Origin of the sequence: Plantibacter flavus (genome assembly GCF_051487245.1) — a bacterium.
GTDB classification, from domain to species: domain Bacteria; phylum Actinomycetota; class Actinomycetes; order Actinomycetales; family Microbacteriaceae; genus Plantibacter; species Plantibacter flavus_B.
In genome coordinates this window covers 314,484-328,782 of sequence record NZ_JAHVDH010000004.1, presented here as the reverse complement: position 1 = coordinate 328,782, position 14,299 = coordinate 314,484, and the positions used below count along the sequence as shown (strand labels likewise).

Below are 14,299 nucleotides of genomic sequence, written 5' to 3'. Positions count from 1 at the left end.
GAAACTGCACGGAATTCGCGGAGAACCGTGCAGTTCCGGGCAACTGAGCGCGGGACTACAGGCGCGACCAGGCCTCCGTCAGGACCCCACGGAGGATGCCCTCGATCTCCGTGAACTCGGCCGGACCGATGGTGAGCGGCGGTGCGAGCTGGATGACCGGGTCGCCGCGGTCGTCGGCACGGCAGTAGAGGCCGGCGTCGAAGAGCGCCTTCGAGAGGAACCCGCGCAGGAGGCGCTCGGACTCCTCGTCGTTGAAGGTCTCCTTCGTGGCCTTGTCCTTCACCAGCTCGATGCCGAAGAAGTAGCCGTCGCCCCGGACGTCGCCGACGATCGGGAGGTCGAGCAGCTGCTCGAGGGTTGAACGGAACACGGGCGAATTCGTCTTCACGTTCTCGACGAGGCGTTCCTCGGCGAAGATGTCCAGGTTCTCGAGGGCGACCGCAGCGGACACCGGGTGCCCGCCGAAGGTGTACCCGTGGGAGAACGACGCCTCGCCGTGCTTGAACGGTTCGTAGAGGCGTTCGCTCACGATGGTCGCGCCGATGGGGGAGTACCCGCTCGTCATGCCCTTCGCGCACGTGATCATGTCGGGGCGGATGTCGTAGGTGGTCGAGGCGAACATGTCGCCGATGCGTCCGAATCCGGTGATGACCTCGTCGGCGACGAGCAGGACGTCGTGGCGGTCGCAGATCTCGCGGACCCGCTTGAAGTAGCCGGGCGGTGCGGTGAAGCACCCGCCGGAGTTCTGCACCGGCTCGAGGAACACCGCGGCGACGGTGTCAGCGCCCTCGAAGAGGATCATCTCCTCGATGCGGTCGGCCCCCCAGAGCCCGAACGCCTCGGGGTCGTCTCCGTGCTCCGTCGCGCGGTAGATGTTGGTGTTCGGAACGCGGAAGCCGCCGGGCGTGAGCGGCTCGAACATCGCCTTCATCGCCGGGATGCCGGTGATGGCGAGGGCCCCCTGCGGCGTGCCGTGATACGCCACCGCACGCGAGATGACCTTGTGCTTGGTCGGCTTCCCCTGCAGTTTCCAGAAGTACTTCGCGAGCTTGAACGCCGTCTCGACGGCCTCGCCGCCGCCCGTGGAGAAGAACACGCGGTTGAGGTCGCCCGGGGCGTGCCCGGCCAGCCGGTCGGCGAGTTCGATCGCGCTCGGGTGCGCGTAGGACCAGATGGGGAAGAAGGCGAGCTCGGAGGCCTGTCTGGCCGCCGCCTCGGCGAGCCGCCTGCGCCCGTGCCCGGCGTTGACGACGAACAGGCCGGAGAGACCGTCGAAGTACTTCTTGCCGGTGGAGTCCCAGATGTGATGGCCGTCGCCCTTGACGATGATCGGGACGCCGGGGCCGTCCTCCATGACGGACTGCCTGGCGAAATGCATCCAGAGGTGGTCTTTGGCCTTCTGCTGGAGGTCTGCTTCGTCGTATGTGGTCATGCCCGCTCCTCTGCGTCGTCGCCCCGCTGGTGCGGAACACTCTGCCAGAGACGACGCGCGGCGAACAGAGGCCCCAGGCGCCTGTGGGCAACTCCTAGCGGAGCACCGAACTGAGGAGGAGGCTCGTCTCGCTGTTGACGACGCCGTCGATCCGACGGATGCCGCCGAGGACGCGGTCGAACTCCGTGAGGTTCTCCGTCACGAGCTCGGCGACGAGGTCCCAGCCGCCGTTCGTCGTGTGCAGGGCGCTGATCTCGGGGAAGCCGCGCAACTGACGGATGACGTTGTCGGTCGAGCGCCCTTCGACCTCGATGAACGCGATCGCGCGGACCGTGCCGGGATCGATGGTGTCGCGCACCCGCACCGAGAAGCCGATGACCGTTCCGGAGGAGACGAGCCGTTCGAGGCGGCTGTTCACCGTGGCACGGGCGACGTCGAGTGATCTGGCGAGGCTCGCGACCGACGCCCGACCGTCCGCTCGGAGGGCCGCGAGCAGGCGGCGGTCCAGATCGTCGAGCGCGGGCATGAACACAATGTACATCCGAGTTACTCACATTGTGCATAACCTGTGCATAAAACGCGCAGTATTGGAATGGAGAGTGCAGAACGACGAAATCTAGGCTTGAAGCGCTGAGCATCACTGTCGGCTCGATCACCTCGTCTGGAAGGCGCACTCATGACCCGTTTCGTCGATGTCCGCAACATGGTCCGTTGGGCTGCCGATCGCGGTCCGGAGCAGATCATCGCCGGCATGATCGGCTACCTCGAAGCCGACTTCCGTCGCTGGCAGAGTTTCGACAAGAGCCCGCGCGTCGCGAGCCACACGCCCTTCGGCGTGATCGAGCTCATGCCCACGAGTGACCACGAGACGTACGCCTTCAAGTACGTGAACGGCCACCCCTCGAACCCTGCCCGTGGCTACCAGACGGTCACGGCGTTCGGTGTCCTCGCCGACGTCCACAACGGCTACCCGACGTTCCTCGCGGAGATGACGCTGCTCACCGCGCTCCGCACCGCCGCGACATCGGCGATGGTCGCGAAGCACCTGGCGTGCACCGACGCTACGGTGCACGCCATGATCGGCGCCGGCAGTCAGGCCGAGTTCCAGGCGCTCGGCATGCGTGCAGCGCTCGGCATCCACCGCGTCCGCATCTGGGACGTCGACGAGCTCGCGATGGACAAGTTCGCCCGCAACCTCGAGCCGCTCGGATTCGAGATCGTGAAGGGGACGAGTGCTGCCGACGCTGTCGCCGGAGCCGACATCATCACCACCTGCACGGCGGACAAGGCGAACGCCACGGTGCTCACGGACGAGCTCGTTCAGCCTGGCGTGCACCTCAATGCGATCGGCGGCGACTGTCCCGGCAAGACCGAGCTCGAGGCATCGATCCTCGATCGCGCTGACGTCTTCGTCGAGTTCCCGCCGCAGACCCGCATCGAAGGCGAGATCCAGCAGAAGCCCGCCGACTTCCCGGTCATCGAGTTCTGGCAGGTGCTCACCGGCGACGTCCCCGGCCGCACCTCGCCCGAGCAGATCACCCTGTTCGACTCGGTCGGCTTCGCCATCGAGGACTTCACGGCCCTCCGCTTCGTGCGCGACTCCGTCGACGGCAGCGAGTACTTCGAGGAGATCGACCTCGTGGCCGCTCCCGACGACCCGAAGGACCTCTTCGGCCTCGTCGGTGCGCTCTCCCCGGTCGGCTGAGCCTGCCATGTCCGTGCAGGCACCGTCTGCCGTCGTCATGATCCGGCCCCACCGGTTCACGCCCAACCCGCTCACTGCTGCGGACAACGTGTTCCAGGTGGCGGAGGGCGTGCCCCGTTCATCGGCCATCGGGGTCGCGAGCGCGGCGTTCGACGAGGTCACGGAGGCGGCGCACGCCCTCGACGCCGCCGGCGTGCGTGTGCACCTGTTCGACGACGAGGACCCGGACCGACCCGACAGCGTCTTCCCGAACAACTGGCTGTCGACGCACGCCGGCGGGCACATCGCCGTCTACCCGATGTATGCGGTGAATCGGCGTCGTGAGCGTCGGTGGGACATCGTCGAGATGCTCAAGCGTGAGTACCGCGTGCAGGACGTCATCGACTACTCGGGCCTCGAACTCGACGACGTGTTCCTCGAGGGCACCGGTGCGATGGTGCTCGACCACGCGGCACGGGTCGCGTTCGTCGCGCGCTCGCACCGGGCGGATCCGATCGCGCTCGAGCGGTTCTGCACGAACTTCGGGTACGAACCGCTCGTGTTCGACGCGATGGATCCACACGGCGTCCCGATCTACCACACGAACGTCATGATGGGCGTGGCGACGGACTTCGCGCTGGTCGGGCTCGACCTCATCGCCTCGCCCGCTCGTCGCGAGCAGGTCGTCGAGCGTCTCACCGCGCACGGCCGCACGATCATCGACCTCAGCTACGAGCAGGTGTGCGACTTCGCCGGGAACGCCATCGAGCTGCGCGGCGCTGGGGGAGAACGGTTCCTCGCGATCTCCAGTCGTGCCGTGCAGAGTCTGCGGCCGGAGCAGCTGGCGGTCATCGAGCGCAGCTGTCGGATCCTGCCGCTCGACGTGCCGACGATCGAACTCGCTGGCGGATCGGTCCGCTGCATGATCGCCGGCATCCATCTCGACCGTCGGCCGTCCGTGCGGGAGGCAGCCGGAGGCGCGGTGGCAGCAGACGCAGTCCCAGCGCCCGCCATCCGCTGATTGGCGAGCCTGCAGCTCCGCTCAGCTCGGTCTCCGACCTATCTTCCTAGAATGGGAGTCTCATCAGTCTGGGGAGGGCGACATGGGGGATGGACGACGCCGCGCGCGGATGCTGTGGATCGGGGCGGCGCTCGCCGGAGTGCTGTGGGTGGTCAGCGGTGCGCTGAATGCTCTGCTGGGTTGGTACTCCGTCCCAGGTGGAGGCAGGGCTGGCGTGCTGCCGGAGACGGTCCCGTCTGCGGTGTGGGCGCGGCCGGGCGTGTGGGCCGTGGCCTCGGTCCTCGTCGGAGTGATCGCCATAGCGCTCGTGCATCGCGCAGTGACCTCGGTGCTCGCTGCGGACTCGCGTCGCAGGACTGCGGTGCTCATCACGTGGTTCGCGGCGGTCCTCGCCGGCGGGTTGGTCGGTGTGGCCGCGGACATCGCGGGCATCATCGTGGCGTTCCCGCCGCAGCGACTCGCGTGGTTGCTCGACGGACTCGGAACGTCGGCCGCCGTCGGCGCGTATTGGGGGCTCGTCCAGGGGTGGATCCCCGCACTCGTCGTCGCGTTCGGGCTGCGGCGCGCTCGCGCGACCGGTGTGGCCGAGTCGTCCGCTGGCGGAGGAATGTCGCGTTCGCGTTGGATCGCGGTCGGTGGCGTTGCGGTCGCTCTCATCGCGCTGGTCCCGATCGGTGTGGGAGGTCAGCGGGCGGCCGTCACGGTGGCTGCGCAGCAGGAGGCGATCGACTCCGGGTTCAGTGAGGATGATGGAGCGCTCCCGGACCCCTTTGCCGGCAGTACCCCGGTGCCGACCGTGGCTGCGGATGGGGTGGCGCCTGAGGCGGACTGGTGCACGCCGGAGCAGGCGATGGTGTTGTACGGAGACCACGACGCTGCGACCGGGCACCGTGTGACCTCGATCCGTTTGATGAACTTCTCCGAGGGCACCTGTGTCGTCAACGGGTATCCCGACATCGCCTTCGCCGACCAGAACGGCAATCTGCTCGACGTGCAAGTCGATCGCGGCAGTTCCTTCATGGCGACGGACCCGGGTGCGCAGCGCGTCGAGGTCCCGGCCGGCGGAACCGCCATCGCCTACATCGGTTGGAACGCGAATCCGACCGTGGACGAACTCGTCGCGACCGAGCTGTTCGCAGCCATGTTCCCCGGCGAGACGAGAGGCTCGTGGCCCGTGGAGATGGATGTCATCGAGGGGTCGTCGGTCACGCTCACCGCGTGGGCGCTGGAGGTACCGCAGGGGCAGCCGTGAGCGGTGACTGTTCGTCGCAACGGGGCTTTCCGTGGGACGTTTCCGGTGCAACGCCTGTACCCAACGTCGGCGCAGCGTCTTTGTCGAGGACGCGACCGCGCACGAAAAGCACCAGCAGGATTCCGACGAGCTGCCCCGGGCGTCCGACGCCCGGCTGTGGATCGTCAGAGCGAGTCGCCCAGCAAGGCGTCTCGGCCAGCAACGATCCAATCCGAGACGTCGGCGCCCAGTGATCAGGCGGTGGCGATCGGCTGCTGAAGTTCGGTGACCCAGTCGGACTGATCCTCTGACACCGCTCGCACATACAGTTCGCGACACGGGCCTGCGGGCACGAAACCACGGGCGATGATCTCGGCGTGGATGGACTGCCAGCTCTCGGCGATGCGTTCCATCGGTCCGAGATGGATGCCGCAGATCGCCAGGTTCACGGCGGGCAACTCGACGATCTCGAACCCGTCACGGACCGGCCCGTTGTAGGCGTAGCCGACGACCACCTCCGTGCCGTCCTCGCCAGCGCTGTACTGCGCGATCGGCGTGGACAGCGAACCCTTCTCGCCGCCGATGACGGAGGCGACTTCGTCGAACGAGGGTCCGACGAAGTCCGCGATCTCCGGTTGGGAGGGGACGACGCCACGGCGGGCGGCCAGGCGGACGGCGGGCAGGGGCTTCTCGATGATCTCGATCTCTGACATGTGATGCTCTCTTTCGATGAGGTGGAGCCGCCGTTCCACATCGATGAGTCGTGCGGCCGCGATCCGATGCTCACGTTCGACCTCTGCTCGACGCACCTGCAACAACCGGGCGATGCGTGCCGCATCCACCCCTTGGTCGAGAATCAGTGCGATGTCTTCGAGACCGAAACCGAGCTGCCGAAGCGCCACGATCCTGTGCAGCCTTGCCAGCTGCGAGGGATCGTAGGAGCGGTAGCCGCTGTACTCATCCACGTGGGCGGGCACGAGCAGACCTGCGGTGTCCCAGTGCCGGAGCATCCGGTGGGTCACTTGGCCGATCTGCGCGAACGCTCCGATGGACAACATGGTTCTGTTCTCCCCCCTCACACCGTGTCAGAGTCAAGCATCTCAGTGCCGATGCGGCGATCGCCGTCCGGGTCATCGACCCGAGATGGATGCCGCAGATCGCCATGTACATGGCGGGCACCTCGACGCGCTCGAGCTCGTCGCGCGCTGGGGCGCCGAAGAAGCACCTGCTCGGGAGATTGAATCCGCGCAATGAGGGCCGATGTGCAGTGTTCGAGAGTCCCGTCGCTGACGAAGTCAACGGTCTGTGCGTCATGAACGCCGTTCGCGGGATCCGCTCGACGCTCTGTGGACAACTTCCGCGCGGTATTCGTCAAGCTGCTATGGACGCCCATTGCCCGTGTAGAACATGTTACAGTCTGAAACTTCTGCTGGTCAGTCTGTAGGGCTCGGAAAGAGATGAGAAATAAATTATGGATACAAGGCGGCGTTTTCTTGCACTATGTAGCAGTGCTACCGTCATCGTCGGCTGTCTCGCAGGTGTTGTCGCACCTGCAACTGCTTCGTCTGGAGGGATCGACGACGCAGCTGCATTGATCGAGCGAATTGCTCCTACCTTGCTCGACGAGACGGTTCCAGCATGGGCCGAGCCGACATCGCGCAATGTTGATCAGGGATTGGTTCGGCCGACGGACGAGGAACTTTCGGTAGCTATTCCCATCAGCTCGTTTGGAGGCGGCGACGTAGTGAGAATCAGACCCGTCGGCGCGACCTCGGTGCTCTCGTCTAGCGACATCGTTGTTCTCGCGAGCGAAGATCCCGGCATCAACAACTACATCCAACCGCATGACGGCGGCGTACGATTCCTTTCCGCGATTGACAGTGATGCAACGATGGCGTCGGTTTCCTACGAGATGGACTTTCCGGGCGACGTTCGAGTCGATCAGTTGCTCGACGGCACCATGGTCTTCCTTCCGGTCGACAGCGATTCAGAAGACGTTGTTCAGGCGTATGGCGCCATTCGCGCCCCGTGGGCCCTCGACGCCGCAGGCAGATCCTTGCCCACCCACTTCGATTGGGCGTCAGGCGTTCTGACTCAGATCGTTGAAACCGACGATGCAACCCAGTACCCGGTCCTGGCGGACCCTGACTGGGGTTACGAGCTGTACATCTCCGCAGGAATTCAACGAACCGGCGGTCAAGCGTTCAACGAGCTGAGCCGGTGCTTCAACTGCTCCTTCCCCGTCGGGGGCGCGCCTGCGGTATTCCCGAACGTCGGCTCGATGATCGGCCTCAACGCGAGCCCGATCAGCTGGGTCGCTGTGCCTGCGCCCGTCCGTGTCGCCAACAAGTACAACGCTGGAACTGTCGCAGGTTTCGGTTTCGATGCGCTGGCCGGTCACTTTGACGGTGAGGGGTCGTTCGTCCAATTCACGTTCACACAGAATCAGAGCGGATCGCTCGTGCTACAGGTCATGGCCAACGTGAAGAACGATCTTGGCCCCGGCAACGCAGCGAACACGGCCCTTGCGAGCGCGAAATGGCATGAATTCGCATCCAACTTGCGCGCGAAACTACAGTAGCTATCGATGACTTCTCCGATCCAGTATCGGGTGGCGTGGTGGGTGCTGCTGCTGTGCGCAGCACCCACCGGTGCGGCCTTCGCGATAACGGGCCTCCTGCTTGCAGCCGGCCTGAATATCTTTCCGTCCCCAGTGAACCTTGCTTCGGGGCTGGGCGTGTTTGCCATGATCGTCGCCGCAATGATCGGAGCCCTGGGTGCGCTACTGATTGCAACAGCGACGCTCATCGTGCGGCTCGCTGTGGGTTCTCAGGCCGCCATTCGGGCAGCGCAACCGTTGGTAGCGGTGAGCGTCGCAGCTGTAACGGCTCTTGCGTTCAGCTGGGCGGTCGGCACAACCGCACCCTCAATCGTCAGCTGGCTCGTCCTGGCTGCCCTCGGCAGCGCGGCGGGCCTTGTTGCGATGCTCGCTCTCACAACGCGCGAATAGCGCCATTTCTGCGCGCGCGGTTGCGCGAGCAGAGCAGCTCAACCGAGGAGGAACGCCTTCGTCTCGGCGACGCCGCTGACGGCGATGGTCCAGTCGGGGCGGCGGAAGTCGTCTCGTTCGAGGCGGAGCTGCTGCGACTCGGTGAGCTGGCCGGGGCGACCGACGATGCGGTTCCTGCCATTGTCGCGATAGCCGAGCGAGCGGGAGACGCCGAGCGAGGCCTCGTTCCAGACCGCGGCATCAGACGCTGCGACCTCGGCGCCCAGGTGGTCGAACACGAACTGGAGCATGCCGGCGCGCATCTCCTTGCCGAGGCCGACACCCTGCCGAGCGCGCGTGAGCCACGAACCGCTCGTAATCGTGCGGGTCACCGCGAAGTCCGTCGCGCCCACGTCCTGCAACCCGATCGGCGTGCCCTCGTGCAGCACGGCGAGGTTGACCGCCCACGCCTCCGGCCGAACGCCCGCGCGCTGCTGCCACAGGAACCGCGCAGTCTCGCGCATGAGCTGCTCGCGCGGCTGGTCCGTCCAGGGCATGCTGAACGGCATGACCTCCGGGTCGTGGATGCCTGCGAGAGCGGACTCGATGAGCCCGGGCAGGTCGTCGTCGCGCACGGGGCGGAGGACGAGCCGGGGCGTGCGGATCTCGAGACCGAACAGGGGCCAGACATCGGTGAGGCTGAGCATCACGCCACGCTACCGTGCCGGCCGGATGCCGCCACCCGCGCCGCCACCCGCACCGTCGTCGTCACCGCCTCCGCCGACCGAGCGGAAGCACCAGTGGCGTTCCGGAAACGGGGTCGGTGATGACCTTGCAGGGGAGGTCGTACACGGTTTCGACGAGTTCGGCGGTGATGATCTCGCGCGGGTCGCCCTGCGCCACGATGGCTCCGTCGCGCATCGCCACCAGGTGCGTCGCGTAGCGTGCGGCATGGTTCAGATCGTGCAGGACCGCGACCAGCGTCGTACCGCCGCGATGCAGGTCGGCGAACAGCTCCATCAGGTCGATCTGGTGCGCGATGTCGAGGAAGGTGGTCGGTTCGTCGAGCAGCAGGTGCTTCGTCTGCTGGGCGAGCGCCATCGCCACCCACACGCGCTGCCGCTGACCACCGGACAGCTCGTCGACGAGGCGCCGCGACAGCTCGGTGACACCGGTGGCCGCCATTGCCTCGGACACGGCGCGTTCGTCCGCGCTGCTCCACGTCCTCATCGCGCTCTGGTGCGGGAACCGACCACGACCGACGAGGTCGGCGACCGTGATGCCGTCGGGCGCGATCGACGACTGAGGGAGGAGCCCGAGCCTGCGGGCGGCCTCCTTGGGTTTGTAGGAGCGCAGCTCGGCGCCGTCCAAGAGCACCGCGCCGGTGGTGGGTTTGAGCAGCCGCGCGAACCCGCGCAGCAGGGTCGACTTGCCGCACGCGTTCGGGCCGATGATGATCGTGAACGAGTCGTCCGGCACCTGGAGCGAGAGCTCGGAGATGATGGGGGTCTCCCCATAGCCCAGCGTGATGTCGCGGGCCAGCAGCGAAGCGGTCATGAGTGTTCCTTTCGGGCGGGCAGCGGGTCTCAGGTGCGACGCGCGTACTGGGCGGCCAGCAGCCAGGCGAGGTAGATGCCACCGACCGAGACCGTCACGACACCGACCGGCACGGCGACCAGCTGGCCGACGGCGTCGGACACCACGACAAGCGCCGCGCCGGTCAGCATCACGGGAGCCGTGCCCATCGGGGTGTTCGAGCGCGTGAGTCGCTGCGCGATCTGGGGAGCTGCGAGGGCGATGAACGAGATGGGGCCGGCGGCGGCCGTGACCAGCGCCACGAGGGCCACACCGAGCACCATCGCCCGCAGCCGCGTGCGTCCAGGGCTGATGCCGAGCGCGGTGGCGGCGTCGTCGCCCATCTCGAGCACGGGCAGCGTCCGTCCGAGGGGAAGGGACAGGGCGGCGACCACGGTGAAGACCACGGCGGCGGGGATCAGCTGCTCGAAGCCGAGGGAGGCGAGTGATCCTGCACCCCAGGTCGCCGCCATCATGGCTTTCTCCACACTGACCGAGATCAGGATCCACGAGGTGAGCGAGCCGAGCCCGGCGGAGACGCCGATGCCGACGATGATCAGGCGGAAGGACGACATCGTGTGCTTGCTCGCGAGCACGTATACGAGCAGCGCGGTCAGCAGGCCGCCGATGAGGGCCCCGGCGGCCTTGAACATGTAGGTGTTCAGCTCCAGGACGACCATGACGACCGTCACGCCGAACTGCGACCCGACGCCGAAACCGATGATGTCCGGCGAGCCGAGCGGATTCCGCGTGAGCGACTGGAAGACCCCGCCGGCGAGTGCGAGGGCGGCGCCGCAGAGCACGGCGAACAGCACCCGGGGCAGCCGCCACTCGAAGACCACCTGGCGGATGTCGGGGTCCGAGGCGGGGTCCACGATGGCGTGGACCACGGAACCGAAGTCCACCTCGTAGGCGCCGAGCGTCATCGAGGCGAGACCCGCTCCGATGATCACGAGGACGAGGGCGAGGCTCACCACCACCGCTCGCACCGGGATCAGGGTGGCGATTCGGGAGGTCTCGATCCTGAGCTGGCGGCGGCCGTGGTCGACCGGAGTGAACTCCGCCTCGACGGTGTCGTTCCGTGGCGGTGTGGTGGGGCGTCGGTCGACGGTCACAGTCCACTCACCCGCTTCCGGCGCACCAGGGCGATGAGGATGGGTGCGCCGAGGAGGGCCGTGACGATCCCCACGCGAAGCTCGCTGTTCGGGAGCGCGATGCGGCCGAGGATGTCGGCGAGCAACAGGAACGAGGGGCCGATGATCATCGAGTAGGTCAGCACCCAGCGCTGATCCGGGCCCGTGAACCAGCGCACGATGTGCGGGATCATCAGCCCGACGAAGGCGATGGGTCCTGCGGCGGCGACGCTCGTTCCGGCAAGCATGGTGACCGCGACGATCACCATCACGCGGGTCACGCGCACGCGGGCGCCGAGGGCCTGGGCGAGGTCGTCGCCTAGTGCCAGTGCGTTCAGGGAACGGGCGCACAGGAGACCGATCAGGAGACCGACGGCGATGAGCGGTGCCGCCCAGGTGAGCTGGTCGAGGGTGCGTCCACCGATCGAACCGACACCCCAGAACCGCATGACCTGGAGCGTGCTGGTGTCGCGGAGCACGATCGCTGTGGTGAAGCCGGTGAACGCTGCGCCGAGGGCCACCCCGGCGAGGGTGAGCTTCATGGGCGTGGCCCCCGATGGTCCGAAGGAGCCGAGGGTGTACACGAGCATCGTGAGGGCGAACGCTCCCGCGAGGGCGAAGGGCACGTATGCGCTGGGGGTGCTGAGGCCGAGCACGCCGACGGCGAAGGTGACCGCGAAGGACGCCCCGGCGTTCACGCCGAGGATGCCCGGGTCGGCCAGCGGATTGCGGGTGAACGCCTGGATGAGACCACCGCACACGGCCAGGGCCGCTCCCACGATGACGCCGAGCAGCGTGCGAGGCACCCGCAGCTCCATCACCATCAGGTGCAGCGGGTTCTCATCGTCGTACGCGAACACCGCGTGGAGCACGGTGGCGGGATCGATCGCGCGGTTGCCGACGGCGAGCGAGGCGATGGTGACGACCACCAGGACGAGCGCCGAGACGATCAGTCCCGCGACGAGCGTCCCGGTGCGGTGCGGGGAGTCGCCTGCACGACTCCCCGCATCCGGGTTCGAGACGTCCGTGCCGTCCTCCGCCACCGGCGGGGCCGGGGGAGCTGGCGGCCGGGACATCTCCGAGGTCATTCCCCGTCGATGGTCGGCTCGCCCTGCAGCGCTGCTGCGAGGTCGTCGACGTACGTCGGGAGGATGTACTTCAGGGAGAGCACGGTGGGCGCGCTGATCGCGGACGCCGCGGCGTCGTCGGCGTAGATCACGTAGGAACCCGCTGCGATCGGTTCCCAACGCGAGACGACCTTGTTCTCGACGGTGTACGTCCCCTCAGCCGCGCTGCTGCCCCATGCCGCGAAGAGGTCGGCCTGCACGTCGTAGAGCTTCTCGAGGCTGACGCCGGTGTACCAGTTGTCGCCCTCGGCGGTGGCGAGGAAGCTGTCCATGGCGGAGGTCGACGTGAAGCCGAGGGCTTCGGTGATGCGGACGCGCGGGTCGTACTCGAGGTACACGCCGAGGTCGGTGCCGCCCTCGTTGAGGGTCAGGCCCCAGACGAACGTCTTCCCGTCGAACTCCGGGTGCTCGTCGGCGAGGCCGGTGATCAGTTCCTCGGTCTCGGTGATCAGCTCTTCGGCCTTCGCGTCCTCCGACAGCGCCTTGCCGACGGTGCGGGTCATGCCTTCCCAGGTGCCCGGGTTCCAGGGGCCCTCGATGTAGGGCACCGTCGGGGCGATCTCGGTGAGCCGTTCGTACTCGATGTCGGTCACGCCGGAGTAGAGGCTCAGGATGAGGTCGGGCTTGAGGGCCTTGATGGCCTCGTAGTTCGGGCCGTCCTCGATGTAGGGGATGATCTCGGGGGTCTCGCCGTACTCCTCGGTGACGAAGTCCTCGAACCACGGCTGGTAGCCGCTCTCGTCCGCTCCCCAGACCTCCTCGATGCCGACCGGGTTCGTTCCGAGGGCGGCGACGATGTCCGGCGTCATCCAGCCGAGGGCGACGACGCGCTGAGGCTTCTCCGGGATCACGGTCTCGCCGTGGGCGTGTTCGATGACCACGCCGTCGGTGGCTGCGGGCGCTGCCGCTTCGTCGGCGGACGCCGAGCATCCGGTGAGGGCCAGGACGAGGGCGGCGGTTGCAGCGACGAAGGCGAGGCCTCGGCGGGTCTTCGGGCGCGCGAAAGCGAGCGGCATGTTTCTCCTTCGGAGACGTGGGGTGGGCGCCGCATCGAGCGGCAAGAAGTTAGGTAAGCATTCCCTAACAGAGCCATGCTAGAGCCCGGGTCGAGCCGAAAGTGTCGAAGAACGGACAACTTCTATCGCAGAATCGACGACGTTCGATCGGTTCGAAGCCGGTCATCGCCAATACGGCTGGTGGGCGTCGTCGGCGCGGACGCGCGCCACGTACTGCCGCGGCGTCAGACCGAACCGTTCCTTGAAACTCGCGGAGAACGCGCTCGTCGTGGCGTATCCGGAGCGGTGCGCCGCCGCCCCGATCGGGACGCCGTCGACGATCAGGCGGGCCGCGAAGGTCATCCGGATGCCGGTGCGCCACCGCCCGAAGCTCATCCCGACGTCGTTCTGGAAGAGGCGGAGCACGGTGCGCTCGTGCAGTCCGTGCGCGAGGAACAGATCCTGGGCCGTGGCCGGATCGCCGGGGTCGGCGAGCACCGCCCGCACGAGTGGGGCCACTCGTTCGTCGGCCGGAATCGGCACCTCAGCCCAATCGCCAGTCGCCTCCGGCACGGACTGCTGCAGCATCTCGATGAGCACCGATTGGATTCGCACGCGCAGGTTCGTGTCCATGTCGTTGATGCCGAGGTGGAGGAGCATCTCCTGCACCGCGCGGGGGACGAGCACCCGGGTGACCGCCTCGATCGGGGCGATGAGAGACGAGTCCGGGAGGTAGGTGTAGCAGCCGGTCGCATCCCGTTCGTGGTGCGTGGTGTGGCGGATGTGCGCGGGGATCCAGACGCCTTGCCCGGGGGCCAGACGCCACACCGCATCCTGCAAGTGCACCGACACGGTGCCGCGGTAGCACCAGGCGAGCATGGCATCCGCATGGCTGTGCGGAGGTGACAGCAGGCGTGTGCCGGAGGCTTCTCCGGTGACGACCCCGGTCCCCATCAGATACGGCGCGACGACGGTCGACGGATGCAGCGGGCTCGCGTCCCAGTCATCATGCCGATAGGTGATCATCCGTACTCCGTGGAGCGGCCGCGCGCCGACCATGAAGGGTGCCGCTGCGCCTGCCGAGGCCCTCCATCGTATCGGCGCAATAGGGT

The 14,299-nt window shown here is 67.1% G+C and carries 14 protein-coding genes; 5 read left to right on the top strand and 9 right to left on the bottom strand.

The window, feature by feature from the left end:
• Nucleotides 1-55: 55 nt before the first annotated feature.
• The gene (locus tag KXS11_RS11810; RefSeq protein ID WP_437385784.1) at nucleotides 56-1,432 is read right to left on the bottom strand and encodes an aspartate aminotransferase family protein; all 1,377 of its coding nucleotides are present in this window, start codon (nucleotides 1,430-1,432) and stop codon (nucleotides 56-58) included.
• A gap of 94 nt (nucleotides 1,433-1,526) precedes the next feature.
• A complete protein-coding gene (locus KXS11_RS11805; RefSeq protein ID WP_437385783.1) occupies nucleotides 1,527-1,958 on the bottom strand; it encodes an Lrp/AsnC family transcriptional regulator in 432 nt (143 codons plus the stop codon).
• Between the two features lie 150 nt (nucleotides 1,959-2,108).
• Here KXS11_RS11805 and KXS11_RS11800 point away from each other — a divergent pair, with 150 nt between their 5' ends.
• The 3 genes from KXS11_RS11800 (at nucleotide 2,109) to KXS11_RS11790 (ending at nucleotide 5,389) form a co-directional block, all read left to right on the top strand.
• Nucleotides 2,109-3,137, top strand: a complete 1,029-nt coding sequence (locus tag KXS11_RS11800; protein WP_437385782.1) for an ornithine cyclodeaminase — start codon at nucleotides 2,109-2,111, stop codon at nucleotides 3,135-3,137.
• Between the two features lie 7 nt (nucleotides 3,138-3,144).
• Entirely contained in the window at nucleotides 3,145-4,137 is a 993-nt protein-coding gene (ctlX, locus tag KXS11_RS11795; protein WP_437385781.1) for a citrulline utilization hydrolase CtlX, read from the top strand.
• A gap of 82 nt (nucleotides 4,138-4,219) precedes the next feature.
• Entirely contained in the window at nucleotides 4,220-5,389 is a 1,170-nt protein-coding gene (locus KXS11_RS11790; RefSeq protein WP_437385780.1) for a DUF4232 domain-containing protein, read from the top strand.
• Nucleotides 5,390-5,622: 233 nt separating this feature from the next.
• On the opposite strand, the gene KXS11_RS11785 is transcribed toward KXS11_RS11790, so the two are convergent.
• Complete coding sequence (locus tag KXS11_RS11785) at nucleotides 5,623-6,426, bottom strand: MerR family transcriptional regulator (RefSeq protein WP_437385779.1); 804 nt, start codon at nucleotides 6,424-6,426, stop codon at nucleotides 5,623-5,625.
• 413 nt (nucleotides 6,427-6,839) lie between these two features.
• Between KXS11_RS11785 and KXS11_RS11780 the strand changes: the two genes are divergently transcribed.
• Together KXS11_RS11780 and KXS11_RS11775 are read left to right on the top strand one after the other, a co-directional pair.
• Complete coding sequence (locus KXS11_RS11780; protein WP_437385778.1) at nucleotides 6,840-7,949, top strand: hypothetical protein; 1,110 nt, start codon at nucleotides 6,840-6,842, stop codon at nucleotides 7,947-7,949.
• Between the two features lie 6 nt (nucleotides 7,950-7,955).
• Nucleotides 7,956-8,378 carry a hypothetical protein gene (locus KXS11_RS11775; RefSeq protein ID WP_437385777.1) on the top strand — a complete coding sequence of 141 codons (423 nt, stop codon included), beginning with the start codon at nucleotides 7,956-7,958 and terminating at the stop codon, nucleotides 8,376-8,378.
• 38 nt (nucleotides 8,379-8,416) lie between these two features.
• Here the strand turns inward: KXS11_RS11775 and KXS11_RS11770 are convergent, their stop codons facing one another.
• The 6 genes from KXS11_RS11770 to KXS11_RS11745 form a co-directional block, all read right to left on the bottom strand.
• Nucleotides 8,417-9,064 carry a GNAT family N-acetyltransferase gene (locus tag KXS11_RS11770; protein WP_437385776.1) on the bottom strand — a complete coding sequence of 216 codons (648 nt, stop codon included), beginning with the start codon at nucleotides 9,062-9,064 and terminating at the stop codon, nucleotides 8,417-8,419.
• Between the two features lie 61 nt (nucleotides 9,065-9,125).
• On the bottom strand, nucleotides 9,126-9,914 hold the full coding sequence (locus KXS11_RS11765) for an ABC transporter ATP-binding protein (protein WP_437385775.1): 789 nt from the start codon (nucleotides 9,912-9,914) through the stop codon (nucleotides 9,126-9,128).
• A gap of 29 nt (nucleotides 9,915-9,943) precedes the next feature.
• Nucleotides 9,944-11,047: a FecCD family ABC transporter permease gene (locus KXS11_RS11760; protein WP_437385774.1), complete on the bottom strand. Its 1,104-nt coding sequence runs from the start codon at nucleotides 11,045-11,047 to the stop codon at nucleotides 9,944-9,946.
• Complete coding sequence (locus KXS11_RS11755; protein WP_437385773.1) at nucleotides 11,044-12,141, bottom strand: FecCD family ABC transporter permease; 1,098 nt, start codon at nucleotides 12,139-12,141, stop codon at nucleotides 11,044-11,046. The genes KXS11_RS11760 and KXS11_RS11755 overlap by 4 nt, the downstream gene beginning before the upstream one ends.
• An 8-nt stretch (nucleotides 12,142-12,149) precedes the next feature.
• Nucleotides 12,150-13,208 (bottom strand): ABC transporter substrate-binding protein, encoded by a 1,059-nt coding sequence (locus KXS11_RS11750; RefSeq protein ID WP_437385772.1) that lies wholly within the window; start codon nucleotides 13,206-13,208, stop codon nucleotides 12,150-12,152.
• Nucleotides 13,209-13,370: 162 nt separating this feature from the next.
• Entirely contained in the window at nucleotides 13,371-14,213 is an 843-nt protein-coding gene (locus KXS11_RS11745; RefSeq protein ID WP_437385771.1) for an AraC family transcriptional regulator, read from the bottom strand.
• Nucleotides 14,214-14,299: the final 86 nt, after the last annotated feature.